Genomic DNA, 25,486 nt, shown 5'->3' with positions numbered 1-25,486 from the left:
TCACACTCCGGGGGACTCCGTGCCCGCACTTCCTGGGGCGGTGGGTTCGCTGGTGAGGGGGGCCGCCACGGTCAGGGGCGGCTCGCTGGTGAGGGGCGCGGCGTCGGGGAGCGGCGGTTCGCTGGTCAGCGGTTCGTCCGTCCGGGCCGGCTGCTGCGGAATCCGTATCCGTCCGAGGTGCGGGGCGGTCGTGGTCACGGGGGTCTCCCGATTCGTCTCGACTGGTGGGACCTGGGTAACGACTGAGCCCTACCCAGCGCACCTCGTTTTACCGGCGGAAAGTGGCGAAGTGACGTCACCTCGCCGACGGCTCGCCGGGCAAAGCCGACACATCGGCCATGCGCATTGACACTTCAGTGCGACGGGTGGTGGGCTCGTGACCCACTCGTGACCAAACCGGCGAGCGGCCGGCGGCCCCGGCCGAAGGGAGACCCCCGTGCACCTCGGGCACCTCGGACGCAGCAGGCGCACCGCGACGGCCGTCGCCGCCGCCGTCATCGGCGGCCTCCTCGGCGGCACTGTGCCGGGCTCGGCGCAGGCGGTCCCGGGGGCGGCTCCGAACGAGCGCCCGAAGGCCGCGCCGTTCACCCCGACGACGCCGTTCGCCCCCGCGGCGCCGAACGTTCCGACGGCCCCGGGCGCCCCGGCGGACCCGGTCACCCCCACGGCCTCCTCCCCCAAGGCCTCCTCCACCACAGCCCCCTCCGCCGGCTCCGCGGACGCCGCCTCCGCGCGCGTGCCCGCCGTCTGGCCGCGCCCGCAGTCGCTGACCGCCGCCGGGCCCGCCGTACCCCTCGGGGACGAGGTGACGCTGCTCGCGGACGCCGACGCCGATCCGTACGCCCTCGCCGCCCTGCGCGAGCTGCTGCGGGCCGCCGGGGTGCGGACCGTCCACACCGGACTCCCGGGCCGGGGGCCGCTCTTCCGGGTCGCGGGCCCCTCCGGCGGGGCCGCCGAGGACGCGCTGAGCGCCCTGCGGGTGCCCGACCGGCTCGATCTGCCGCGCGGTGGCTACCGGCTCGCCACGGGCCGCCTCGGAGGCCGGGACACGGTCGTCCTGGACGGGGTCGGCGGCGACGGAGTGTTCCACGCCGTGCAGACGCTGCGTCAGCTCATCGGCGGCGGCAGGGAGATCCCCGGGGTCGTCGTGCGCGACTGGCCGGGCACGGCCGAGCGCGGGATCACCGAGGGCTTCTACGGGACGCCCTGGACGGCCGAACAGCGGCTCGCCCAGATCGACTTCCTGGGCCGGACCAAGCAGAACCGCTATCTGTACGCGCCCGGCGACGACCCGTACCGGGGCGTGCAGTGGCGCGACCCCTACCCGGCCGCGCGGCAGGCCGAGTTCCGCACGCTGGCGGAGCGGGCCCGCGCCAACCACGTGACGCTCGGCTGGGCCGTGGCGCCCGCCCAGTCCATGTGCCTGTCCTCGGGCGGTGACATGGCGGCGCTGACGCGGAAGCTCGACGGGATGTGGGCGCTCGGGGTGCGCTCCTTCCAGCTCCAGTTCCAGGACGCCTCGTACGACGAGTGGCACTGCGACCGGGACGCCGACACCTTCGGGCGGGGTCCCGAGGCCGCCGCGGCCGCCCACGCGCGCGTGGCGAACACGGTCGCCCGGCACCTCGCCGAGCGGTATCCGGACGCCGAGCCGCTGACGGTGATGCCGACGGAGTACTACCAGGACGGCGCGACCGCCTACCGCACCCGGCTCGGCGAGGCGCTCGACGCGGACGTGCGGGTGGCGTGGACCGGCGTCGGTGTCGTGCCGCGCTCGATCACCGGCGGGGAGCTGGCGCGGACGCGGGGCGCCCTGCGCCATCCGCTGGTCACCATGGACAACTACCCGGTCAACGACTACGCGCAGGACCGGCTGTTCCTCGGCCCCGCGACGGGCCGTGAGCCCGCCGTGGCCGCCGGTTCCGCGGCCTTCCTGGCGCTCGCCATGGAGCAGCCCACGGCCTCCCGCGTCCCGCTCTTCACCACCGCCGACTACGCCTGGAACCCGCGCGGCTACCGGCCGGAGGAGTCCTGGCGGGCGGCCGTCGACGACCTCGCGGGCCCGGAGCCGGCCGCCCGCGAGGCGCTGCGGGCACTCGCGGGGAACGGCGCCTCCTCGGTGCTCGACCCGGCCGCCGAATCGGCGTACCTGAAGCCCCTCCTGGCGGCCTTCTGGGCCTCGCGCACGAGCGCGGGGACCGGGGCGAACCCGGGGCGGGAGAAGGCGGCGCGGGAGCTGCGGGCCGCGTTCACCGTGATGCGCGAGGCCCCCGGGCGGCTCTCGGGCAGCGCCGGCGGCACCCTCGACGACGAGACCGGCCCCTGGCTCGATCAGCTCTCCCGGTACGGCCGGGCGGGCGAGACGGCGGTCGACATGCTGGTCGCCCAGGAGTCCGGTGACGGGGCGGCGGCCTGGCGGGCGCAGTTGAGCCTGGAGTCGCTGCGGAAGGACCTCGCGGCGGGCCGGGTGACGGTCGGCGCGGGGGTGCTCGACCCGTTCCTCACGCGCGCGGTGGACCGGGCGAAGGCCTGGACCGGCGCCGACCGGACGCCGAAAGCCCGTGCCGACCGCGCCACCGGCTCGTACACCGTGCGGCTCGACCGGGCGCGGCCCGTGGAGGCCCTGACGGTGATGACGGATCCGGGTGCCGGGGCGCCGCGCGACGCGCGCGTGGAGGCGTACGTCGAGGGCGAGGGCTGGCGGCAGCTCGGCCCGCTGTCTGCGTCCGGCTGGACGCAGGCCGAGCTCAAGGGGCTGCGGGCGGAGGCGCTGCGGGTGGTGTGGAGCGGCGACGGGCCGGCGCCCGCGGTGCGCTCGCTGGTGCCGTGGTTCGCGGACGGGCCGCGTGCGGCGCTCGACCTGGCCCGGACGGAGACGGACGCGGAGATCGGCGGCCCGGCCCAGCGGGTGGACGTGGAGCTGTCGGGCCTGCGCGCGGGCGAGGTGCGGGGGCCGCTGACGGCGAAGGCCCCGAAGGGGATCACGGTCACGCTGCCGAAGCAGGCGGTGGTCGAGCGCGGTGCCCGGTCGACGGTGCCCCTTGAGGTGTCGGTGGCGCCGGACGCACACGCGGGCACGTACCGGGTGCCGGTGTCGTTCGCGGGCGAGGAGCGGGTGCTGACGGTGCGCGCCTTCCCCCGTACGGCGGGCCCTGACCTGGCGCGGACGGCGACGGCCTCCTCCTCGGGCGACGAGACGCCGGACTTCCCGGCCGCCCTGGCGGTGGACGGCGATCCGGCCACCCGCTGGTCCTCGCCTGCTGAGGACGGCGCCTGGTGGCAGCTGGAGCTGCCGGAGCCGGCCCGGATAGGGCAGGTGGTGCTGCACTGGCAGGACGCGTACGCCTCCCGCTACCGGGTCCAGGTCTCGGCAGACGGGCGCGTGTGGCGTACGGCGGCGACGGTCGCGGAGGGCCGGGGCGGCCGTGAGTCGGTGCGGATGGACGCGACGGACACGCGCTTCCTGCGGGTGCAGGGCGACGCGCGGGCGACGCAGTACGGCTATTCGCTCTGGTCGGTGGAGACCTATGCGGTGGCCGGGCAGAAGCAGCCTGAGCGGCCCGAGCAGCCCGCCGGGAAGCCGGCGGAGCCGCCGACGGGGGCCGAGGGCACGGCGCCGGACGACGCGCCGGACGACGCGCCGGAGGGCACGCCGGAGGGCACGCCGGAGGAGCGGCCCGCCCCCTGAGGGGCACACCGCTCCCGTGCCGAACCCGCCTTCGCGTACGTACGCGCGTGGTGTTCGCGTACGTACGCGAAAGGCCCGGCTCAACCCGTCGTCAGCGCCCTCACGGGGGCGTCGGCGACGGAGTCGATCCGGGCCATCACATCCTCGGCGCCGTACGGCTGGAGGTACGGCAGCCAGCGGGGGTCCCGGTGTCCGGTCCCGATGATCCGCCAGGCCAGGCCGGTCGGCGGGGCCGGTTGGTGGCGCAGCCGCCAGCCGATCTCGCGCAGGTGCCGGTCGGCCTTGACGTGGTTGCAGCGGCGGCAGGCCGCCACCACGTTCTCCCAGGCGTGCGTGCCCCCGCGGCTGCGGGGGATGACGTGGTCGACGCTGGTCGCGACGCCCCCGCAGTACATGCAGCGCCCGCCGTCACGTGCGAAGAGGGCTCTGCGGGTCAAGGGAACGGGCCCCCGGTAGGGGACCCGCACGAAGCGCTTCAGTCGCACCACGCTGGGCGCGGGGACGACTTGGGTCTCGCTGTGCAGGAAGGCGCCGGATTCCTCGAGGCAGAGAGCCTTGTTCTCCAGGACGAGGACGAGTGCGCGGCGGAGCGGTACGACGCCGAGCGGCTCGTACGACGCGTTGAGGACCAGGACATGCGGCACGGATGCCTCCTATGACGCCGGCGGCGCGTGGCTCGCGCCGGGACGAACTGCTCTCAGTCTCTCCTCATGCCTGGTCGGAACGCCACCACGTACCGGGATCGGGGTGACGGGCCCGGCGTGTTCTCGACCACATCGGCATGTCTCCTTCTCTTTGCCCGGGTGAGGTCCGTCTCTCCCTCGAACAGGGCTACGGGACCATGTCCGACGCCCCGTTACTGTGGATGGTCTGCGTACGCGATGCCTGGAGGTCCCCCCGTGTTTTGGTCCGCCCTTGCGGCTGCCACCGAACCCGAGCCCATTCCGGTGACCCTCGACGAGGCGGCGGAGAAGGCCACGAACGCGGCGAGCTGGGTGGAGGAGAACTGGTCCACCTGGCTGAACACCGGCCTGCGCATCCTGCTCATCCTGATCGTCGCGCTGCTTCTGCGGATGGCCGTCCGGCGGGCCCTGACGAAGCTGATCGAGCGGATGAACCGTTCGGCGCAGGCGGTGGAGGGGACGGCCCTGGGCGGTCTCCTGGTCAACACCGAGCGCCGGCGGCAGCGCTCGGAGGCGATCGGTTCGGTCCTGCGTTCGGTGGCGTCGTTCCTGATCCTGGGCACGGCCGGGCTGATGATCCTGGGCGCCTTCAAGATCGACCTGGCGCCGCTGCTCGCCTCGGCCGGTGTGGCCGGTGTGGCGATCGGTTTCGGCGCGCGGAACCTGGTGACGGACTTCCTGTCGGGTGTCTTCATGATCCTTGAGGACCAGTACGGCGTGGGTGACTCGGTCGACGCGGGCGTGGCCTCCGGCGAGGTCGTGGAGGTCGGTCTGCGGGTGACCAAGCTGCGCGGCGTGGACGGCGAGATCTGGTACGTGCGCAACGGCGAGATCAAGCGGATAGGGAACCTCAGCCAGGGCTGGGCGACGGCGGGCGTGGACGTGACCGTCCGGCCGACGGAGGACCTGGAGAAGGTGAGGTCCGTGATCGTCGAGGCGGCGGAGTCCATGGCCAAGGAGGAGCCGTGGAACGAGCGCCTCTGGGGTCCGGTGGAGGTGCTCGGCCTGAGCGAGGTGCTGCTCGACTCGATGACCGTCCGGGTCTCGGCGAAGACGATGCCGGGGAAGGCGCTGGGCGTGGAGCGCGAGCTGCGCTGGCGGATCAAGCAGGGCCTGGACCAGGCCGGCATCCGGATCGTGGGCGGGCTTCCGGCGCAGGCCGAGGAGTCGGCCGCGGATCCGACCGCGGGCATGGCGGCGCCGTCGGCCTTCGCCTCGGCGACCTCGCCGCAGTCGGCGGCGGCGACCCCGCTGCCGAAGGCGGACCTCACCAAGTAGCGGGACCTCGACAAGTCTCGACAAGCGGCCGGACCTCGACAAGCAGCCGGACCGCGACAACCGGGAACGCCCGGCGAACGCGCGCGTGGACGACGCCCCCGCAGGTAACGCTTTGGTTGCCTTCGGGGGCGTCTCGCGTGCCCGGGTATTGACGCCCCGATGACGGCCGCCTTATTTTCCTCCCACCGAATAGGAAACTTTCCTAACAGTGAAGTCGGGGAGACGGGCGGCCGCGAGGCAGCAGAATGGCCCGACGAGCAACCGAAGGGCAGGTGCGACCACATGGCCGGTACGACCCCGGGAACCCCCGGCACGCCGCGCGTGCTGCGCGCCATGAACGACCGCGCCGCCCTGGACCTGCTCCTGGAGCACGGCCCCCTCTCGCGGACCCGGATCGGCAAGCTCACCGGCCTGTCCAAGCCGACCGCCTCCCAGCTGCTCGCCCGCCTCGAAGCGGCCGGTCTCGTCGTCGCCACCGGCACCATCGCGGGCCGACCCGGACCGAACGCCCAGCTCTACGCGGTGAACGCGCGGGCCGCGTACGCCGCCGGACTCGACGTCAACCCGTTCCGCATCCACGCCGCCGTCGCCGACATCACGGGCGAGATCGTCGGCGAGTACGAGCTCCGCACCCCCGGCCGCGCCGCCTCCGGCGTCGTCCGCCAGGTCACCGACGCCCTCGACGGGGCCGTCAAGGCGGCCGGGATCACCCGCGAGGACGTCCGGCGTCTGGTCATCGGCACCCCCGGCGCCTTCGACCCGGCCACCGGACGCCTGCGGTACGCCTCCCACCTGCCCGGCTGGCACTCCCCCACCCTCCTGGAGGAGCTGGCCGCCGTCCTGCCGATGCCGTTCGAGTACGAGAACGACGTCAACCTCGTCGCCGTCGCCGAGCAGCGCGTCGGCGCGGCCCGCGGTCACACGGACTTCGCCCTGCTGTGGAACGAGGAGGGCCTCGGCGCCGCCCTCGTCCTCGGCGGGCGGCTGCACCGCGGCTTCACCGGCGGCGCCGGCGAGGTCGGCTTCCTGCCCGTGCCCGGCACCCCGCTCGTACGGCAGGTCACCAAGGCCAACTCCGGCGGCTTCCAGGAGCTCGCCGGCGTCCAGGCCGTGCCCCGGATCGCCCGCGCCATCGGGATCGACACCCCCGAGCAGCCGTACGTGGCGGTCGCGAGCGGGCTGCTCGCGCACGCTGTCGAGGCGCACGGCGAGGACCCCCGGTACGCGGAGCTGCTCGACCGGTACGCCGAGCGCGTCGCCATCGGACTCGCCTCGATCGTCGCCGTCCTCGACCCCGAACTCATCGTGCTCTCCGGCGACGTCCTCGTCGCCGGCGGCGAACCCCTCCGCGCGCGCGTGCAGTCCGAGCTCGCCGACCTCGCCGCCTCCCGGCCACGGCTCGTCCTCGCCGCCGTTCCCCGGCGCCCCGTGCTGCGCGGCGCCCTCGAAAGCGCCCTCGCCACCACGCGCGCCGAGGTCTTCGACACCTCGCGCTGACCCACCGACCGTCTCACCGCCCCATGCGTTGCCCTTCCCCCGTAAGCCCTCCGCCACAGGGAGACACCGTCATGCCCGTACGTCCGCGCAGAGCAGCCGCAGCGCTCGCCGCCACCGCCTCGATAGCCCTCTTCGCCTCGGCCTGTACGGGCTCCGCGAACAACGCGGCCTCCGACGACCCCAAGGGCGAGACCACCATCACCTTCTGGCACGGCTGGTCGGACCCCGCCGAGGTGAAGGCGATCACGGACAACGTCGCCCGCTTCGAGAAGGCCCACCCGAACATCAAGGTGAAGCTCGTCGGCGACATCAACGACGACAAGCTGGGCCAGGCGCTGCGCGCGGGCGGTTCGAAGGGCCCGGACGTCGTCTCCTCCTTCACCACCTCCAACGTCGGCAAGTTCTGCTCCTCGGGCGCGCTCGCGGACCTCAAGCCCTTCATCGAGAAGGACAAGCTGGACCTCGACAAGCTCTTCCCGAAGGTCCTCCAGGAGTACACGCAGTTCGAGGGCAAGCGCTGCTCGCTGCCCCTGCTCTCCGACGCGTACGGCCTCTACTACAACAAGGACTTGTTCAAGGCGGCCGGTCTCGACCCCGAGGCCCCGCCGAAGACCTGGTCCCAGTTCACCGAGGTGGCCAAGAAGCTCACCAAGGCCAAGGGCGACTCCTACGAGCGGATCGGCTTCATGCCGAACTACCTCGGTTACGAGACCGTCGTGGAGCACTACATGTCGCAGTGGAAGCACAACGGGTACTTCGACGCGGACGGCAGGTCGACCATCGGGAAGGACCCGGCGTTCGCCGAGATGTTGACGTACCAGAAGTCCCTGGTGGACGCCCTGGGCGGGTTCCAGAAGCTCGACAAGTACCGCACCACCTTCGGTGACGAGTGGGGCGCCAAGCACCCCTTCCACACCGGGCAGGTCGCCATGCAGCTGGACGGCGAGTGGCGACTGAACTTCGTCAAGAAGGCCGGCGTGACCTTCGACGTCGGCGTCGCGCCGCTGCCGGTCGCCGACGACGAGATCGCCGAGTACGGCAAGGGCTACCTCTCCGGCACGATCATGGGCATCGCTCCGCAGAGCAAGAAGCAGAGCGCGGCCTGGGAGCTGATCAAGTACATGACCACGGACACCGAGGCCGTGGTGAGCTTCGCCAACGACATCGGCAACGTCCCCTCCACCCTGGAGGCGCTGAAGTCCCCGAACCTGAAGTTCGACGCGCGCTTCAAGACCTTCCTGGACATCGCCCGGCACCCCGAGTCCACCACCATGGACGGCGCCGTGAACGGCCCGAGCTACCAGGAGACCCTCTCCGCCTTTGGCCACAAGTACGAGAAGGGCCAGGTCACGGACCTGAAGAAGGGCCTCGCGGACACCGCGGCGCAGATCGACCGCGACATCGCAGCCGCGAAGTGACGGCCGGCACCCACCCATGAGCACGGACACCCTGCCCGCGAAGGAGGCGGCCGCCCCGGCCGCCGCCTCCCCGGAGGGACGGAACACCCTGCGGTCGAAGCGCCGACGCAACGCGCTCCGCACCCTGGCGTTCATGTCGCCCTGGCTGCTCGGATTCGGCATCTTCTTCGCCTATCCGCTCCTCTCCACCCTGTACTTCTCGTTCATGCGGTACGACGGCCTCAACCCGCCGACCTGGCGGGGCGTGGAGAACTGGACGTACGTCTTCTCCGACCTGCCGAAGTTCTGGCCGGCGATGCAGAACACCCTCTGGCTGGCCGTCGTCATGGTCTCCTGCCGAGTGGTCTTCGGCCTGGGCATCGGCATGCTGATCACCAAGATCAAGACCGGCGCCGGAGTCTTCCGCACCCTCTTCTACCTGCCGTACCTGGCCCCGCCGGTGGCGGCCACGCTCGCCTTCGTCTTCCTGCTCAACCCCGGCACCGGACCGGTCAACTCCCTCCTCGAGGCGGTCGGCATCCCCGCCCCCTCCTGGTTCAACGACGCGGCCTGGGCCAAGCCGGCCCTGACCGTCCTCGCCGTGTGGGGCGTCGGCGACCTCATGGTCATCTTCATGGCTGCGCTGCTCGACGTACCGAAGGAGCAGTACGAGGCCGCCGAGCTGGACGGCGCGTCCCCGTGGCAGCGGTTCCGCTTCATCACGCTGCCGAACATCTCGCCGATCGTGCTCTTCGCGGTCGTCACCGGGATCATCGGCGCGATGCAGTACTACACCCAGCCGATCGTGGCCTCGAAGGTCGCCTCGGGGGTGCTGGGCGGCTCCGGCGTCACCTTCCAGCCCGGCTACCCGGACGACTCCACACTGACCCTCCCGCAGCTGGTCTACAGCCTCGGCTTCAGCCAGTTCAACTACGGCGCGGCCTGCGTCGTGGCACTGGTGCTCTTCGCCTTCTCCATGGCCTTCACCGCGCTCCTCATGCGCCGGCGCGGCGGCCTGATCGGCTCGGGTGACTGACTCATGACGACCGCATCCGCCCCCGCCCGCCCCGCGGTGAGCCCCGCCGAGAAGCGGGCCCGCCGGAAGTCGCTGCTGCACTGGATCGCCGTGCACTCGCTCGGCATCGCCGCGGCCCTGTTCTTCGTGCTCCCGTTCGTCTTCGTCTTCCTGACCTCCCTGATGAGCGACCAGCAGGCGCTCACCCGGGACCTGACGCCGAACTCCTGGCACTGGGAGAACTACGTCAAGGTCTTCCAGACGGACGGCTTCCTCACCTGGTGGAGGAACTCGCTGCTGTACGCGGGGCTCGGCACCGTCCTCGTCGTGGTGTCGTCGATACCCGTGGCGTACGCGCTCGCCAAACTCCGCTTCCGCGGCCGGCACCTGTCGCTGCTGCTCGTCATCTCGATGATGATGCTGCCGCCGCAGGTGATCATCATCCCGATGTACCTGTTCTGGGCCAAGCAGATGGACCTCTCCGGCAGCCTGTGGCCGCTGATCATCCCGATGGCCTTCGGTGACGCCTTCGCCATCTTCCTGCTGCGCCAGTTCCTGCTGACCATCCCGAACGAGTACATCGAGGCCGCGAAGATCGACGGGTGCGGCGAACTGCGCACCCTGCTCAAGGTCGTGCTCCCGATGGCGAAGCCCGGCATCGCCGCCGTGGCCCTGTTCCAGTTCTTCTACAGCTGGAACGACTACTTCGGACCGCAGATCTACGCCTCGGAGAACCCGGGCGCCTGGACGCTCAGTTACGGCCTGGAGTCCTTCAAGGGCGCGCACCACACCGACTGGAATCTGACCATGGCCGCGACCGTCCTGGTCATGGCCCCTGTGATCCTCGTCTTCTTCTTCGCCCAGAAGGCGTTCGTCGAGGGAGTCACACTGACCGGAGTGAAGGGCTGACTCACATGAAGCTCACTGTCGTGGGGGGCGGTTCCACCTACACCCCCGAACTGATCGACGGATTCGCGCGGCTGCGCGACACCCTGCCCATCACGGAACTCGTCCTCGTCGACCCGGCCGCGGACCGGCTCGACCTGGTCGGCGGTCTCGCCCGGCGGATCTTCGCCAAGCAGGACCACGAAGGGAAGATCACCACCACCTCCGACCTCGACGCCGGGGTCGACGGCGCCGACGCCGTCCTGCTCCAGCTGCGGGTCGGCGGACAGGCCGCCCGCGAGCAGGACGAGACCTGGCCGCTGGAGTGCGACTGCGTCGGCCAGGAGACCACCGGCGCCGGCGGTCTCGCCAAGGCGCTGCGCACGGTCCCGGTCGTCCTGGACATCGCGGAGCGGGTCCGGCGCGCCAACCCGGACGCCTGGATCATCGACTTCACCAACCCGGTCGGCATCGTCACGCGCGCGCTGCTCCAAGCCGGCCACAAGGCCGTCGGCCTGTGCAACGTGGCCATCGGTTTCCAGCGGAAGTTCGCCGGGCTCCTCGGCGTCGCCCCGTCCGAGGTCCACCTGGACCACGTCGGGCTCAACCACCTGACCTGGGAGCGTGCCGTACGCGTCGGGGGCCCCGAGGGCGAGAACGTGCTGCCCCGGCTGCTCGCCGAGCACGGTGACACGATCGCCGACGACCTGCGACTGCCGCGCCCGGTCCTGGACCGGCTCGGCGTCGTCCCCTCGTACTACCTGCGCTACTTCTACGCGCACGACGAGGTCGTCCGGGAGCTCGGCACCAAGCCCTCGCGGGCCGCCGAGGTCGCCGCGATGGAGAAGGAACTCCTGGAGATGTACGGGGACCCGGCGCTCGACGAGAAGCCGGCCCTGCTCGCCAAGCGCGGCGGCGCCTTCTACTCGGAGGCGGCCGTGGACCTGGCCGCGTCCCTGCTCGGCGGCGGGGGTTCGCCGTACCAGGTGGTCAACACGTACAACAACGGCACGCTGCCGTTCCTGCCGGACGACGCCGTCATCGAGACGCAGGCCGCGGTCGGCGCCCACGGTGCCGCGCCGCTGCCGGTCGCGCCGGTGGACCCGCTGTACGCCGGACTCATCGCGAACGTCACGGCCTACGAGGACCTGGCGCTCGAAGCGGCGCTGCGCGGCGGCCGCGACCGGGTGTTCAAGGCGCTGCTCGCGCACCCGCTGGTGGGTCAGTACGCGTACGCCGACGGGCTCACCGACCGGCTGATCGCGCACAACCGGGAGCACCTCGCGTGGGCGTGAACCTGAACGGCGTGCTCCTCGCGATCGACGCGGGGAACAGCAAGACCGACGTCGCGGTCCTCGCCCAGGACGGCACCGTCCTCGGCGCGGCGCGCGGCGGCGGGTTCCAGCCGCCGGTGGTGGGGGTGGAGACGGCCGTCGACGCCCTGGCGGAGATCGTCGGGCGGGCGTGGGCGGAGGCCGGCGGCGCCGGTCTCTCCCCGGCGTTCGCCCATGTCGCGGCCTGTCTCGCCAACGCCGACCTGCCCGTCGAGGAGACCGCTCTCCAGGCCGAACTCCTCCGCAGGGGCTGGAGCCGGTCGGTGAGGGTGCACAACGACACCTTCGCCATACTGCGGGCCGGGCTCGACGAGCCGCGCGGTGTCGCGGTGGTGTGCGGGGCGGGCATCAACTGTGTCGGGATGACCCCGGACGGCCGGACCGCGCGGTTCCCCGCGATCGGGAAGCTCTCCGGGGACTGGGGCGGCGGCAGCGGCATGGCCGAGGAGGCGCTCTGGTTCGCGGCGCGCGCCGAGGACGGGCGCGGCGAGGCGTCCGAGCTGGCGCGGGCGCTGCCGGCGCACTTCGGTCTGGAGACGATGTACGCGCTGATCGAGGCGCTGCACCTGGGTCTTGTGCCCTTCGAGCGGCGGCACGAGCTGACGCCGGTCCTGTTCCGGGTGAGCGCGGACGGCGACCCGGTCGCGCTGTCGCTGGTGCACCGGCTCGCCGAGGAGGTCGTCGCGCTGTCGGCGGTCGCGCTCGGGCGGCTCGGACTCCTGGAGGAGGAGGCGCCGGTGATGCTGGGCGGCAGCGTGCTGGCCGCACGGCATCCGCAGCTGGAGGAGAGGATCCGTGAACTCCTCGCCGAGCGGGCGCCGAAGGCCGTCATCGGCTTCGTGACGGCGCCGCCGGTCCTCGGTGCGGGGCTGCTCGCCCTGGACGAGGTGGCGGCGGGCCCGGAGGCGGCGGCCCGGCTGCGGGAGCACTACGGGGCCTGAGTGACCTGTGGGGTGTGGTCGCGGGGCGTCTCCTCTGCCGGGGGAGACGCCCCGCAGGCATGTTCACCTGTTCGAGCGATGTCCGATACGGAACCGATCACGGCCGCGTGACGTATTCAGAGTGAGGGGATTCGCCCCTCGATGTGAGGGGGGTTCGCCCCTCGACGTGAGGGGGCTCGCCCGCGGATGTGCCGGGGGCATGCGGCAGGATAAGAACAAGATCCAGTCAATCCCGGTGTGCGGACGGCCCCCTGCGGCCATACTGCAGGCCGGACCGGCCGAAGTCGGCGACCCAGGGGGAGGTCACGTGACACACCCGCCGAACGCACCCGCCGCCCCGGCGGCGCGGAGCACGGCGCAGGCGCCCGCGCGCCCGGCCGGCGTGCCCGCGCAGCCGTCGCCCGCGCCGGGCGCCGCCCCGCCCGCGGGGCAGAGCGCCTGGGCCGTGGGACGGGAGCGGCTGCGGGTCGCCACGACGACCGAGCCGGGCCGGCTCCAGATCCTCGGGGCCGTCCTCGCGCTGCTCGTCGTCGCGTTCGGGGCCGTCACCGCCGTCCAGGTCGACGACCGCACGACCGCCGCCGACGACGTCGTCAGCCGCAGCCAGCCGCTGTCCGCCGACGCCGCCGCGATCTACCGCTCCCTCGCCGACGCGGACACCACCGCCGCCGGCGGCTTCCTCGCGGGCACCCTGGAGCCCGCGGAGTCCCGCGCGCGGTACGACCGGGACATCGCCACCGCCGCCCGACTGCTCGTCAAGGCCGCCGCGAGCACGGACGGTTCGGGCGAGTCGGCCCGCGAGATCGCCACCCTCAACGAACAGCTCCCGCGCTACACGGGCCTGATCGAGCGCGCCCGCGCCGCCAACCGGCAGGGCCTCCCGCTGGGCGGGGCCTATCTGCGGTACGCCAACCAGCAGATGACCAGCATCCTGCTGCCCGCCGCCGAGCGGCTGTACGAGGCCGAGACGGTACGGCTCCACGAGGACGACGAATCGGCCCGCACCTGGCCGTTCCTCGCCCTCGGCCTCGGACTGCTCACCCTCGCCGTCCTGGCCTGGGCCCAGCGCCGCACCTACGCGCGGACGAACCGGGTCTTCAACCACGGACTGCTCGCCGCCACCGCCGCCACGCTGACCGTGCTGCTCTGGCTGCTCGCCGCGCACACCGTCGCCCGCAGCGGCCTCGACAACGCGCGGGCACACGGGCAGGAGTCCCTCCAGGCCCTCAACACGGCCCGGATCGGCTCGCTCACGGCCCGCGCCAACGAGCTCCTGACCCTGGTCGCCCGGGGCGCCGTCCTCACCGAGGACGGCAAGAACGACAAGTACGAGGCCGAGTACACGTCGAGCACGGGCACCCTGACGGACGCGCTCGCCACGGCGCGGGAGCTGGCCGACGACGACGCCGGCCGCGTCCCCGTCGACGAGGCCGCCTCGCGTACGGCCGAGTGGAAGCAGCGTCACAAGGACGCCCGCGCCAAGGACGAGGCGGGCGACTTCGAGGGCGCCCTCGGCCGCATCGTCGGGCCCAAGGACTCGGCGCAGTCGACGGGGCAGTCCTTCGACCAGGTCGACGCCGCCCTGGACCGCGCCCTGGCGCACGAGCAGACCGAGTTCACCCGCTCCGCCGGGCACGCCAGGGACGCGCTGACGGCGCTGCCGCTCGGCGCGCTGGCCCTCGGGATCCTGGGCGCGGCGGGCGCCGTGCTCGGCATCAACCGCAGACTGTCGGAGTACCGGTGAGAGGGGGCGGGATGCCGAACGGCACGTACCCGCTGGTGCGGCGGACGGCGCAGCGCTTCCGGGGCTGGGGCGGGGTGGCCGCGATGGCCGTGGCCTGCGGGCTCACCGCCTCGCTCACCGTGCTCCCGCTGGCCCACGAGGGCGGCGACGCGGCGGCCGTACCCGGCATCGCGGGGCCGGGGCCCGGCATCGGCACCGGGGTCCAGATCAAGGCGGACACCTGCGACAAGCCCTGGGCCTCCCTCACTCCCTCGACGGCGGACGGCCCGTCGATCGAGGCGATCAGGAACCGCGGGAAGCTCGTCGTCGGCGTCGACCAGTCCAGCTACCGCTGGGGCTACCGCAACCCGGAGACGCGCGCGCTCGAAGGCTTCGACATCGATCTGGCCCGGGCCATCGCCAAGGACATCCTGGGCAGTCCGGACGCCGTCATCTTCCGGGCGATCCCCACGAACCAGCGGATCGCCGCCCTGGACAGCGGCAAGGTCGACCTCGTCGTGCGCACCATGACGATCAACTGCAAGCGGATCCAGCAGGTCGCCTTCTCCACCGCCTACTTCCAGGCCGGACAGCAGGTCCTCGCGCCCAAGCAGGCCACGGACATCACCGGCTACGACACCTCGCTGAAGGGCAAGCGGGTCTGCACCGCCGAGGGCTCCACGGCCTACGAGGCCCTGGAGGAGAAGTCCTTCGGCGCGCTCTTCAAGGACGAGGCCGACGGCACCAAGGACGACAGGGACCTGCTGACCGTCCCCAACCAGCTGGACTGCCTGGCCAGGCTCCAGATGGGCGAGGTCGACGCCGTCGTCACCGACAACGCCCTGGCGGCCGGCCAGGCCGCCCAGGACCCGGCGGTCGAGCTCAAGGGCACCCCGTTCACCACCGAGTTCTACGGCGTGGCCGCCAAGCTCGGCAACGACGACCTGGTCCGCCGGGTCAACCAGGTCCTCGTGGGCTACCGCCAGGGCCCCTGGCAGCAGGCGTACAGGAACTGGCTGGAGAAGGACCTGCCCGGGATAACCGGGCCGCCCGCTCCCCTGTACAAGTAGCGCCGGGCAGCCCCCGTACAACCAGCCCTGTACACGGAGAGGAAGAGGTGATCGATGGGCGTCACGGGACCCCCTGGGCCGGTGATGGACCGGGACGAGGTGGACCGTGCGCTGGCGCGCCTCGGAGCCGAGCACAAGGCGGTCGAGGACTCGCTCCTCGCGCTCCAGGACCACGCGGGCCGCAGGCTGCTCGAAGGGGCGGAGCTGACCGGCACGACCCGGGACCGCTGGGTGACGACCGAGCGGACCATCACCCTGCTCTGGACCTGCTTCGACGTGTACACCGGCGCCCTGCGGGACGCCCGCGAGGTGCGCGCCCGGCGCCGCTGGCCCGGCCGTGAGGAGCTCGTGGAGCTGACCGACCGGCTGCGCGGCGAGAGCGTCCACGTGGCCGGCGGGGCGGGTGAACAGGGACTGCTCACCGAGCGGTTCACCCTGGAGGGCCTCGTCCGGCGGATGAACGAGCTGTACGCGTCCTCGCTGGACATGGTGGTGACCGCCGACGGGGTCTGGTCGGCGCTGCCCGCCCGGATAGACCTCCTCGCCGCCGAGCTGGGCCGGACGCGCTCGCTCGCGCACTCGGTCGGCGTACGGCCCGGGGAGCACCCGGCCGGCGACGAGCTGGAGGACATCACCGCCGAGCTGACCCTGCTGCGGGCCCAGGTCGTCACCGATCCGCTGGCCTTCTGGCGTCCGGCGGTCGGGAGTTCGGCGCCCGGCGGGGGCCGTCCCGACACCGAGCGGTACGACCGGGCGGCCCTGGCCCTCGAGGACATCCGACGGGAGATCGAGGCGGTGCTCGCGGTCCGGCAGGACTCCGAGGACCGGCTGCTCCGGCTGCGGGACGTGCTGTCGCGGGCGGACCGGACGCTCGCCGAGGCGCGGGCCGCGCGCGGCGAGGTCCTCGCGAAGATCGCCGCCTCCGAGGTGCCGGCCGTCAGCGGGCCGCCGATCGTGCTCCAGGAGCGGCTCGTGGCGGCGGCCGAGTACCGCAGGCACGCCCAGTGGCACCGGCTCTCCCCGCTCCTGGAGTCCCTGGAGCGGGACGCGGAGGACGAACTGCTGCGGGCCCGGGAGTCGCTGACCGCGGTCACGGCACCGCTCGCGGTCCGGGCCGAGCTGCGCGGCAGGCTCGACGCGTACAAGGCGAAGGTGGCGCGGCTCGGGGCGGCGGAGGACCCGCTGCTCGTGGAGCGGTACGACGCGGCCCGCCGGATGCTGTGGAGCGCGCCCTGCGATCTGCGGGTCGCGGAACAGGCCGTCCTGCGCTACCAGCAGGCGGCGGCGGACGTACTGTCCGGCCCGAGAGACGCGGGAGGACGACAGTGGTGAGCGGGGAACAGTGGTGAGCGGCGGGGAGACGGGCGTGGGGAGCTGTCAGCGTCCTTCGTGCGAGGGTTCGTACGAGGACATGGGAGGCGGCGAGCTGTACTGCGACACCTGCGGCCTCGCCCCGGTGGTCGCGGCCGGAGGGCTCATCGGCTCGACGCCCACGGGGGTGGCCGTGCCGGGCAGAGGCACGGGCACGGGCAGCGGTGTCGGGGGCGGCTCCGGCGTCGGGGGGCCGGACTCCAGCTCCTCGCGGAGCAGTTCGCGGGCGTCCTCGCGGGCCTCGTCGCGCTCGTCGACCTCCCGCCGTTCGGTCTCCGGGCGGCTCTCGCGCTCGCTCTCCGGGGCCTCCGCGTCCCGCTCGGTGTCGGTGCGCAGTTCCGGTACGTCGACCGGTCAGTCCGCCCGCAACCGGCTGGGCGCCGGCCTGGTGTCGATCCCCGAGGTGCCGCGCCCGGATCCGCGGGCTGCGGTCATGGAGAACCCCGAGGTTCCCGAGCGGAAGCGTTTCTGCTCGCGCTCGGACTGCGGTGCGCCCGTGGGCCGTTCGCGGGGCGAGCGGCCGGGCCGTACGGAGGGTTTCTGCACCAAGTGCGGGCACCCGTACTCCTTCGTGCCGAAGCTGCGCGGCGGGGACATCGTCCACGGCCAGTACGAGGTCGCGGGCTGTCTCGCGCACGGCGGCCTCGGCTGGATCTACCTCGCCGTCGACCGGGCCGTCTCCGACCGCTGGGTCGTCCTCAAGGGCCTTCTCGACACTGGCGACCAGGACGCCATGGCCGCCGCGATCTCCGAGCGCCGCTTCCTCGCCGAGATCGAGCACTCCAACATCGTCCGCATCTACAACTTCGTCGAGCACCTCGACCAGCGGACCGGCTCCATGGACGGCTACATCGTCATGGAGTACGTCGGCGGCAAGTCCCTCAAGGAGATCGCCAACGACCGGCGCACCCCGGACGGCCGCCGTGATCCGCTGCCGGTCGAGCAGGCCTGCGCGTACGGGATCGAGGCCCTGGAGGCGCTCGGCCACCTGCACAGCCGCAACCTGCTGTACTGCGACTTCAAGGTCGACAACGCCATCCAGTCCGAGGACCAGCTGAAGCTCATCGACATGGGCGCGGTCCGGCGGATGGACGACGACGAGTCCGCGATCTACGGCACCGTCGGCTACCAGGCGCCGGAGGTGGCCGAGGTCGGGCCGTCGGTGGCGAGCGACCTGTACACGGTGGCGCGCACCCTCGCGGTGATGACCTTCGACTTCCAGGGCTACACGAACGTCTTCGTGGACTCGCTGCCCGACCCGGACCACATCGCGGTCTTCCGGACGTACGAGTCGTTCTACCGCTTCCTGGTCCGCGCCACCGACCCGGACCCGGCGCGCCGGTTCGCCTCCTCGCAGGAGATGGCGGAGCAGCTGACAGGTGTGCTGCGGGAGGTCGTGGCGCTCCAGTCGGGGCGGCCGCGGCCCGCGCTGTCGACGCTGTTCGGCACGGAGGTACGCGTCACGGACACGGCCCTGTTCGCCGAGCTGACGGAGGACGTGTCGCTGCTCGGCGCCCGCCGGGGACGCAAGCAGCCCGCGCTGCCCGCCGCCGCGACCGGTGCAGTGCCGGGCGCTGTGCCCGGTGCTGTGCCCGGTGCTGTGCCCGGTGCTGTGCCCGGTGCTGTGCCCGGTGCTGTGCCCGGTGCTGTGCCCGGTGCTGTGCCCGGGCCCGCCCTGCCGGGCGCTGTGCCCGGGGCCGCGTCCGGCTCTGTGCCCGGGCCCGTGTCCGGCGCTGTGCCCGGGGCCGTGCTGCCCGGCGGGCCCGGGGCCGTGGCATCCGCCCCCGCCGCCTCGCCCGGGCTCGGGGCCCTGCTCGCGCCGCTCGACACGCCCGCCACCGCGCTCGCGCTGCCCGTCCCGCGCGTCGACACGGGCGACCCCAACGCCGGCTTCCTCGCCGGTCTCGCCGCCGCCGCGCCCGGCGAGCTGCTCGCCGCGCTGCAGGCCGCGCCCGCGCCCTCCGCCGAGCTGCGGCTGCGGACCCTGCGGGCCGAGCTGGAGCTGGGCGACCTGCCGTCCGCCGCCCGGACCCTGGCCGGTCTCGAGGAGCGGGACCCGGACGACTGGCGGGTCGTCTGGTACCGGGGCGTTGCCTCCCTGGTGACCGGCGACCACCAGCACGCGGCGCTCGCCTTCGACGCGGTCTACGACGCCTTCCCCGGCGAGCCCTCGCCGAAGCTGGCCCTCGGGATCTGCGCCGAGGTGCTGGGCCAGCTGGACAACGCCGCCGAGTACTACCGCCTGGTGTGGGCCACCGACCCGAGCTTCGTCAGCGCGGCCTTCGGGCTCGCCCGGGTGCAGCTCGCCGCCGGGGACCGGATCGGAGCCGTACAGACGCTGGAGTCCGTGCCGGAGGCCTCGATCCACTACACGGCGGCGCGGGTCGCGACCGTGCGGGCGCGGCTGCGGCGGCGCCCGGCGTGGGAGCCGCTCGCCGCCGATCTGACGGCGGCCGCGGCTCAGGTCTCGGCGCTCCAGGGCTTCGGTCTGGACGCCGTGCGCCGGGAGCAGTTGTCGACGGAGGTCCTCGGGACCGCCCTCGACTGGGTACTCTCCGGGAGTCCCGGTGCGGAACCGGGCGGCGGCGCGCTGCTGCTCGGGAGTGAACTGGACGAGCGCGGACTGCGCTTCGGCCTCGAACGCTCGTACCGGGTGCTGGCCCGGCTCGCCCAGCAGGGCGAGGAGAGGATCGAACTGGTGGAGCGGGCCAACCGCTTCCGCCCTCGGACGTGGGTGTGAGGATGTCCCAGAAGCCGAAGCCGTCGCACGGCCTCACCGTCTGCCCGGACTGCGCGGAGCCGCTGGAGTCGGGTGACCGGTTCTGCGGGGCGTGCGGTCACGACCTGACGGCCGTGCCGGTCGCCGAGGTCGAGCCGGACCGCCCGACCGTGGCCATCGGCACCCCCGTGGCATGGCCGGACGCCCCGCCCCGGGACCCCGGTTCGCTGTCGACCGCCACCCAGCACCCGGGCGACCTCCCGGGCACCGACTCCGGTGGCCGCGACCTGCCCACGATGGCGGTCCGCACGGACGGGCCGGTGCCGCCCGGAGCCGACCCCGCCGGGGAGACCACGGCGGGCAGCGGCGACTTCGAGCTGGCCGCGCCGGACCCGCGTGCGGCGGTACGGGTGGACCCGGCGCCGGCGGCACCCGCCCCGGCACCCACGCCCTCCCCCGCACCGGCAGCGGCACCGGCAGCTCCGGCTCCCGCCGCCGGTGCCGCCCCGGGCTCCGCCCTGTGCGTGGCCTGCCGGGCCGGGCGGGTGGACACCGACGGCTACTGCGAGAACTGCGGGCACGCTCAGCCCCGCGAGCGCGACCACATGGAGCGGGAGCTCGGCAGTGTGGCCGCCGTCTCCGACCGGGGCCTGCGTCATCACCGCAACGAGGACGCGTTCGCCGTATCGGCGACCACGCTCCCGGACGGCTCGCCCGCCACCCTCGCGATCGTCTGCGACGGCGTGTCCTCGGCGACCCGGCCCGACGAGGCGTCCGCCGCCGCCGCCGAGGCGGCCGGCGCCTCGCTGCTCGCCGCGCTGCCCAGGGGAACGCACCCGCAGCAGGCGATGCACGAGGCGATCGTGGCCGCCGCCGAGGCCGTCAACTCCCTCGCGGAGGAGCCCGGTCAGGACGGCGCCGAGCACGACCCGCACCGCCACCGCAACGCCCCGGCCTGCACCATCGTGGGCTCCGTCGTCGCCGACGGCCTGCTCGTCGTCGGCTGGGTCGGCGACAGCCGCGTCTACTGGGTGCCGGACGACCGGGCCACCCCGGCCGCCCGGCTCACCGAGGACGACTCGTGGGCCGCGCAGATGGTCGCGGCCGGCCTGATGAACGAGGCGGAGGCGTACGCGGACGAGCGCGCCCACGCGATCACCGGCTGGCTCGGCGCCGACGCGTACGAACTGGAACCGCACACCGCCGCGTTCAAGCCCGACCGGTCCGGTGTGGTCGTCGTCTGCACGGACGGCCTGTGGAACTACGCGGAGGGCGCCGACGACATGGCCAGGGTCATCCCGGCCGACGCGTCCGACCGGCCGCTGCACAGCGCCCAGGTCCTCGTCGGCCACGCCCTGGACGGCGGAGGCCACGACAACATCACGGTCGCGCTCGTGCCGTTCACCGTCGCTCCCCAAGGGGCAGGATCCGCCTGAGCGGCCGCCGATCCCCTGTCCCTCCACCGATTGACCGTTGTTGCCCGAGGAGCCGTAACAGATGGCGAACTTCTCCAAGTCGACCGTGCCGCAGTTCTCGGTGGACGTCTACCAGAACGAGTTCCTGCCCGAGGGCGGCCGGGACGTCAGCGCGATCGTCACGGTCACCTCGACCGGCGGCGGCACCACCGGCCGGCAGCCGCTCGGCGCGGCGGGCGGCGGCACGGCCGGTGTCGTGATCATGGTCGACTGCTCCGGTTCGATGGACTACCCCGCCACCAAGATGCGCGGCGCCCGTGAGGCGACCGCCGCCGCCGTCGACACCCTGCGCGACGGCACGGCCTTCGCCGTCGTCGCCGGTACGCACGTGGCGAAGGAGGTCTACCCGGGGAACGGCGGGCTCGCCGTCGCCGACGCCAGGACCCGGGCCGAGGCCAAGGAGTCGCTGCGCCGGCTGAGCGCGGGCGGCGGCACGGCCATCGGCACCTGGCTGCGGCTCGCGGACCGGCTGCTCTCCACCGACGGCCTCACCATCCGGCACGGCATCCTGCTCACCGACGGCCGCAACGAGCACGAGTCGCCGGAGGAGCTGCGGGCCGCGCTCGACGCCTGCGCCGGCCGCTTCACCTGCGACGCGCGCGGGGTGGGCACCGACTGGGAGGTCAAGGAGGTCACCGGGATCGCCTCGGCGCTCCTCGGCTCCGCCGACATCGTCGCCGACCCGGCCGCCCTCGCGGCCGACTTCACGGCGATGATGGAGCAGGCGATGGGCAAGGGCGTGGCGGACGTCGCGCTGCGGCTGTGGACCCCGGTCGGGGTGGAGATCGCCTATGTGAAGCAGGTCGCGCCGACGGTGGAGGACCTGACCGGGCGCCGTACTGAGGCCGGGCCGCGCGCCGGGGACTACCCCACGGGCTCCTGGGGCGACGAGTCCCGCGACTACCACGTGAGCGTGCGGGTCCCGCAGGCCGCGATCGGCCAGGAGATGCTGGCGGCCCGGGTCTCCCTGATCGCGCCGGACCCGCTGGGCGGCGACCCGAAGCCGCTGTCCCAAGGACTGGTACGCGCGGTGTGGACCGACGACCTGGCGATGTCGACGTCGATCAACCCGCAGGTCGCCCACTACACGGGCCAGGCCGAGCTCGCGGACGTCATCCAGCAGGGGCTGGATGCCCGCAAATCGGGCGATCACGACGGCGCGACGGCGAAACTGGGCCGCGCCGTGCAGCTCGCGGCGGCCTCCGGCAACGCGGATACGGCGAAACTCCTTTCGAAGGTGGTCGACGTCGTCGATGCGGCGACCGGTACTGTGCGTTTGAAGGCGAAGGTCGCGGAAGCGGACGAGATGACACTCGAGACCCGCTCCACCAAGACCGTTCGCGTCAAGAGGTAGCCCGGCCAGCGGGCCGGACGACGAGAGGGGGAAGCACCGACATGCCTACCTGCCCGAACGGACACCAGTCGGTCTCCGACGACTGGTGCGAGGTCTGCGGCCATCGCATGGCCGGGGCGGGTGCGCCGACGGGTGCCGTACCGCCGCCTCCCCCGCCGCCGCCTCCCGCGTACGGATATCCCGGCCCCGGTGGCCCCGGTGGCTACGACGCACCCGGTGCTCCCGGTGGCTTCGGCCACGGTGGCGACCCGAACGCGACGGCCCAGGCCGAGCTCTGCCCGCAGTGCCGGACGCCGCGCGAGCACATGGCGCCGTTCTGCGAGGAGTGCCGCTGGAACTTCCTCACGAACACGGCGACCTCGTACACGCCGGTGGCCCCCCAGAACGTACCGTCCGCGCAGCGCCCGGCGGGCCCTCCGCCCGGTCTGAACCTGCCGCCGGGCTTCCAGTCCACGCCGCCGCCCCCGCCGGGACCGCAGCCGGGCCATCCGGGCCAGCAGCCGGGTCCGCAGGGTCCGCACGGGCAGCAGGGACCGCCGCCGGGGCAGGATCCGTTCGGCTACCAGGGCTCGCGGCCCTCGCAGGTGAACCGTCCCGCCGAGCCGCTGGGCGGCGACCCCACGCACCACCAGGCCCCGCCGCAGCGCCCGCCGGCGCAGCAGCCGCCCGGCCCGCCCGGTCAGGGCGACCCCTTCGGTCCGCCTGGTCAGGGCGACCCCTTCGGCCCGCCCGGTCAGAGCGACCCCTTCGGCCCGCCCGGTCAGAGCGACCCCTTCGGCCCGCCCGGTCAGCAGCCGCCCGCGCCTCCGGCGTACCTCCAGACCCCGTCCGCTCCGCCGGCCGCGCCCCCGGGCGCTCCGGCCCAGGCCCCGGCGCCGCCCGCGCCGCCGCAGCCGCGCGCGGACGACGACTGGGTGCTCTCGCCGCCGTCGCACCAGGCACCGCCGCAGCCCCCGCAGCATCAGGCACCCCCGCAGCATCAGGCACCCCCGCAGCCTCCACAGCACCAGGGACCCCCGCCGCACATGGCACCCCCGCCGCCACAGCAGCAGCAGCAGTTCCAGGCGCCCCCGCAGCAGCAGTTCCAGCCGCCGCGGCAGCCGCTGACCTGGACCGCGGTCATCGGTCCGGACCGCGAGTACTTCATGGCGATGATGCAGCGCAGCGGCCCGGAGGCCGGCGGGCTGAACCTGCCCGCGTACTCGCCGGACAAGCACCTGCCGCTCCAGGGCAACCAGATCTCCATCGGCCGTCGCCGGCACTCCACCGGCGAGTCCCCGGACATCGACCTGGCGGTGCCGCCGGAGGACCCGGGCGTCTCGCACCAGCACGCCGTGCTCGTGCAGCAGCCGGACGGTTCGTGGGCGGTGGTGGACCAGAACTCCACCAACGGCACCACGATCAACGGCGGCGAGGAGCCGATCCAGCCCTACGTCCCCGTCCAGCTCCAGGACGGTGACCGGGTGCACGTCGGCGCCTGGACGACGATCACGATCCGCGTGGGCTGAATCCCTCTCTGAGCAGCGGCCAGGCGTACGGCCCTCCGGGGTCGTCCAGCCAGGCCCACTGCCGGTCGCCGCTGACCGTCACACCGAAGCGCTCCCGCTCCGGCCGCCCCTCGCGCAGCCAGAGCGAGAGCGCTTCGTTCCTGTCCAGGGCCTGGTCGACCAGCCCCCAGAAGAAGCGGAAGCGCTCGTCCCCGGCCGGGCCGTGGCGCGGGACCCGTCCCGCGACGCCCCGCAGCGCCACGAAGTACGCCGAGGTCTCCAGGAACCGTCCCTCCGCGTGGGTGACGTCATGCACCCGCAGCAGCAGGAGCCCGGTGGAGAGCGGGGCGAGCACCAGGGCGCCGGGCCTGCACTGGGCGAGCCAGGGGTACGGGACCGAGGGCATCGCGCAGGTGGCCACGATCCGGTCGAAGGGGGCGTGCTCCGGGCAGCCGCGGGCGCCGTCGGCGGCGACCACGGCGGGCCGGTACCCGGCGGCGGCCAGATGGGTCCGGGCGGACTCCGCGATCTCCTCGTCCAGGTCGACGGTGGTGACGTGCTCCGCGCCGAGGCGGTGGCAGAGCAGGGCGGCGTGGTAGCCGGTCCCGGCGCCGATCTCCAGGACGTCGTCCCCCTCGCGGACGTCGAGGGCGTGGAGCATCAGGGCCATCAGGGAGGGCTGGCTGGCGGAGGAGACCAGTTCCCCGTCCCGTACCCGGGTGGCGATCGCGGTGTCCGCGTAGGCGCCGCTCAGCCAGCGGTCCCGCCGCTCGGGCTCGGGGTCGCCGGACCAGAGCCGCTCGTAGCCGCCGGTGCCGGGGACGTAGTAATAGGGCACGAAGAGATGGCGCGGGACCTCGGCGAAGGCCTGCCGCCAGCGGGCGTCGGCCAGCACGCCCTCGGTCTCGATCTCCCGCACGAGCGCCCGTCGCGCCCGTGCGCCGGCCTCGGCGAACTCGTCCCGCCGCTCACCCATGCCTCCACTGTCCCGCCGCCCGGGGGCCCCGGCGAGCGGTCCTGGACCTCAAGTCCTAGGGCGGGGCATCTGAGACGATGGAATGGTGAACGAGATTCCCGGGGAAACAGTGCAGGAGCAGACCTTCTACGAGCAGGTGGGCGGCGAGGAGACCTTCCGCCGTCTGGTCCGCCGTTTCTACGAGGGAGTCGCGGGGGACCCGCTGCTCCGCCCGATGTACCCCGAGGAGGACCTGGGCCCGGCGGAGGAGCGTCTCGCGCTCTTCCTGATGCAGTACTGGGGCGGCCCCCGGACCTACAGCGACCACCGCGGCCACCCGCGCCTGCGCATGCGCCACGCTCCGTTCACCGTGGACCAGGCGGCCCACGACGCGTGGCTCCGTCACATGCGCGCGGCCCTGGACGACCTCGCCCTGGTCCCGGAGCACGAGGCCGAACTGTGGCGCTATCTGACGTACGCGGCGGCGTCGATGGTGAACACGGCCGGCTGACGGCCCCTCACACCCCCGTCGTCGCCCCGTCCTCACCCCCGCCCACCCCGATCCCACCCCCCTCACCGCTTCCACCTCCACGGACGGACACATTCCGGAGTCG

Annotated in this window: 19 protein-coding genes; 16 read left to right on the top strand and 3 right to left on the bottom strand. The window is 73.4% G+C overall.

Annotated features, from left to right (window positions below):
- Entirely contained in the window at window positions 1-198 is a 198-nt protein-coding gene (locus E0F75_RS23125; RefSeq protein ID WP_187624474.1) for a hypothetical protein, read from the bottom strand.
- A gap of 238 nt (window positions 199-436) precedes the next feature.
- Between E0F75_RS23125 and E0F75_RS23120 the strand changes: the two genes are divergently transcribed.
- On the top strand, window positions 437-3,688 hold the full coding sequence (locus E0F75_RS23120; protein ID WP_229312799.1) for a beta-N-acetylglucosaminidase domain-containing protein: 3,252 nt from the start codon (window positions 437-439) through the stop codon (window positions 3,686-3,688).
- Window positions 3,689-3,768: 80 nt separating this feature from the next.
- On the opposite strand, the gene E0F75_RS23115 is transcribed toward E0F75_RS23120, so the two are convergent.
- Window positions 3,769-4,332 carry an HNH endonuclease gene (locus tag E0F75_RS23115; protein WP_030325842.1) on the bottom strand — a complete coding sequence of 188 codons (564 nt, stop codon included), beginning with the start codon at window positions 4,330-4,332 and terminating at the stop codon, window positions 3,769-3,771.
- A 237-nt stretch (window positions 4,333-4,569) separates the two neighbouring features.
- On the opposite strand from E0F75_RS23115, the gene E0F75_RS23110 reads away from it, so the two are divergent.
- The 14 genes from E0F75_RS23110 to E0F75_RS23045 all read left to right on the top strand — a co-directional run bounded on the left by E0F75_RS23110 (window position 4,570) and on the right by E0F75_RS23045 (window position 23,938).
- Window positions 4,570-5,649, top strand: a complete 1,080-nt coding sequence (locus E0F75_RS23110) for a mechanosensitive ion channel family protein (RefSeq protein WP_194481531.1) — start codon at window positions 4,570-4,572, stop codon at window positions 5,647-5,649.
- Window positions 5,650-5,931: 282 nt separating this feature from the next.
- Window positions 5,932-7,146, top strand: a complete 1,215-nt coding sequence (locus E0F75_RS23105; RefSeq protein WP_187624472.1) for an ROK family transcriptional regulator — start codon at window positions 5,932-5,934, stop codon at window positions 7,144-7,146.
- Window positions 7,147-7,217: 71 nt separating this feature from the next.
- Window positions 7,218-8,564: an ABC transporter substrate-binding protein gene (locus tag E0F75_RS23100; RefSeq protein WP_187624471.1), complete on the top strand. Its 1,347-nt coding sequence runs from the start codon at window positions 7,218-7,220 to the stop codon at window positions 8,562-8,564.
- A gap of 133 nt (window positions 8,565-8,697) precedes the next feature.
- Window positions 8,698-9,579: a carbohydrate ABC transporter permease gene (locus E0F75_RS23095; protein ID WP_229312807.1), complete on the top strand. Its 882-nt coding sequence runs from the start codon at window positions 8,698-8,700 to the stop codon at window positions 9,577-9,579.
- Window positions 9,580-9,582: 3 nt separating this feature from the next.
- Window positions 9,583-10,467, top strand: a complete 885-nt coding sequence (locus E0F75_RS23090; RefSeq protein ID WP_187624469.1) for a carbohydrate ABC transporter permease — start codon at window positions 9,583-9,585, stop codon at window positions 10,465-10,467.
- 5 nt (window positions 10,468-10,472) lie between these two features.
- Window positions 10,473-11,738: a 6-phospho-beta-glucosidase gene (locus E0F75_RS23085; RefSeq protein ID WP_187624468.1), complete on the top strand. Its 1,266-nt coding sequence runs from the start codon at window positions 10,473-10,475 to the stop codon at window positions 11,736-11,738.
- The gene (locus E0F75_RS23080) at window positions 11,729-12,718 is read left to right on the top strand and encodes an N-acetylglucosamine kinase (RefSeq protein WP_374115422.1); all 990 of its coding nucleotides are present in this window, start codon (window positions 11,729-11,731) and stop codon (window positions 12,716-12,718) included. Before E0F75_RS23085 ends, E0F75_RS23080 begins: the two co-directional genes overlap by 10 nt.
- A gap of 307 nt (window positions 12,719-13,025) precedes the next feature.
- Window positions 13,026-14,462 carry a hypothetical protein gene (locus tag E0F75_RS23075; RefSeq protein WP_187624467.1) on the top strand — a complete coding sequence of 479 codons (1,437 nt, stop codon included), beginning with the start codon at window positions 13,026-13,028 and terminating at the stop codon, window positions 14,460-14,462.
- Window positions 14,463-14,473: 11 nt separating this feature from the next.
- The gene (locus E0F75_RS23070) at window positions 14,474-15,511 is read left to right on the top strand and encodes a glutamate ABC transporter substrate-binding protein (protein ID WP_187624466.1); all 1,038 of its coding nucleotides are present in this window, start codon (window positions 14,474-14,476) and stop codon (window positions 15,509-15,511) included.
- Window positions 15,512-15,565: 54 nt separating this feature from the next.
- Window positions 15,566-16,843 (top strand): hypothetical protein, encoded by a 1,278-nt coding sequence (locus tag E0F75_RS23065; protein WP_187624465.1) that lies wholly within the window; start codon window positions 15,566-15,568, stop codon window positions 16,841-16,843.
- 79 nt (window positions 16,844-16,922) lie between these two features.
- Complete coding sequence (locus E0F75_RS23060) at window positions 16,923-19,622, top strand: tetratricopeptide repeat protein (protein WP_187624464.1); 2,700 nt, start codon at window positions 16,923-16,925, stop codon at window positions 19,620-19,622.
- A 2-nt stretch (window positions 19,623-19,624) separates the two neighbouring features.
- Window positions 19,625-21,037 (top strand): PP2C family serine/threonine-protein phosphatase, encoded by a 1,413-nt coding sequence (locus tag E0F75_RS23055; protein ID WP_187624463.1) that lies wholly within the window; start codon window positions 19,625-19,627, stop codon window positions 21,035-21,037.
- Window positions 21,038-21,098: 61 nt separating this feature from the next.
- Window positions 21,099-22,430: a VWA domain-containing protein gene (locus E0F75_RS23050; RefSeq protein ID WP_187624462.1), complete on the top strand. Its 1,332-nt coding sequence runs from the start codon at window positions 21,099-21,101 to the stop codon at window positions 22,428-22,430.
- Window positions 22,431-22,471: 41 nt separating this feature from the next.
- On the top strand, window positions 22,472-23,938 hold the full coding sequence (locus tag E0F75_RS23045; RefSeq protein WP_187624461.1) for an FHA domain-containing protein: 1,467 nt from the start codon (window positions 22,472-22,474) through the stop codon (window positions 23,936-23,938).
- Here the strand turns inward: E0F75_RS23045 and E0F75_RS23040 are convergent.
- Window positions 23,919-24,893, bottom strand: a complete 975-nt coding sequence (locus tag E0F75_RS23040; protein WP_187624460.1) for a methyltransferase domain-containing protein — start codon at window positions 24,891-24,893, stop codon at window positions 23,919-23,921. The two genes, E0F75_RS23045 and E0F75_RS23040, sit on opposite strands and share 20 nt — an antisense overlap.
- A gap of 85 nt (window positions 24,894-24,978) precedes the next feature.
- Here E0F75_RS23040 and E0F75_RS23035 point away from each other — a divergent pair, with 85 nt between their 5' ends.
- The gene (locus tag E0F75_RS23035) at window positions 24,979-25,383 is read left to right on the top strand and encodes a globin (RefSeq protein ID WP_229312798.1); all 405 of its coding nucleotides are present in this window, start codon (window positions 24,979-24,981) and stop codon (window positions 25,381-25,383) included.
- Window positions 25,384-25,486: the final 103 nt, after the last annotated feature.

It is taken from the genome of Streptomyces sp. CB02980, assembly GCF_014451325.2.
GTDB lineage: Bacteria > Actinomycetota > Actinomycetes > Streptomycetales > Streptomycetaceae > Streptomyces.
This window is presented reverse-complemented; position numbering and strand designations above follow the sequence as displayed.

Bases quoted from the DNA above. Each gene is read 5' to 3' on its own strand.
- E0F75_RS23070 (WP_187624466.1), top strand. From the start codon at position 14,474: ATGCCGAACGGCACGTACCCGCTGGTGCGGCGGACGGCGCAGCGCTTC.
- E0F75_RS23055 (WP_187624463.1), top strand. From the start codon at position 19,625: ATGTCCCAGAAGCCGAAGCCGTCGCACGGCCTCACCGTCTGCCCGGAC.
- E0F75_RS23050 (WP_187624462.1), top strand. From the start codon at position 21,099: ATGGCGAACTTCTCCAAGTCGACCGTGCCGCAGTTCTCGGTGGACGTC.
- E0F75_RS23090 (WP_187624469.1), top strand. From the start codon at position 9,583: ATGACGACCGCATCCGCCCCCGCCCGCCCCGCGGTGAGCCCCGCCGAG.
- E0F75_RS23040 (WP_187624460.1), bottom strand. From the start codon at position 24,893: ATGGGTGAGCGGCGGGACGAGTTCGCCGAGGCCGGCGCACGGGCGCGA.
- E0F75_RS23105 (WP_187624472.1), top strand. From the start codon at position 5,932: ATGGCCGGTACGACCCCGGGAACCCCCGGCACGCCGCGCGTGCTGCGC.
- E0F75_RS23085 (WP_187624468.1), top strand. From the start codon at position 10,473: ATGAAGCTCACTGTCGTGGGGGGCGGTTCCACCTACACCCCCGAACTG.
- E0F75_RS23110 (WP_194481531.1), top strand. From the start codon at position 4,570: ATGCCTGGAGGTCCCCCCGTGTTTTGGTCCGCCCTTGCGGCTGCCACC.
- E0F75_RS23045 (WP_187624461.1), top strand. From the start codon at position 22,472: ATGCCTACCTGCCCGAACGGACACCAGTCGGTCTCCGACGACTGGTGC.
- E0F75_RS23060 (WP_187624464.1), top strand. From the start codon at position 16,923: ATGGGAGGCGGCGAGCTGTACTGCGACACCTGCGGCCTCGCCCCGGTG.
- E0F75_RS23065 (WP_187624465.1), top strand. From the start codon at position 15,566: ATGGGCGTCACGGGACCCCCTGGGCCGGTGATGGACCGGGACGAGGTG.
- E0F75_RS23095 (WP_229312807.1), top strand. From the start codon at position 8,698: ATGTCGCCCTGGCTGCTCGGATTCGGCATCTTCTTCGCCTATCCGCTC.
- E0F75_RS23100 (WP_187624471.1), top strand. From the start codon at position 7,218: ATGCCCGTACGTCCGCGCAGAGCAGCCGCAGCGCTCGCCGCCACCGCC.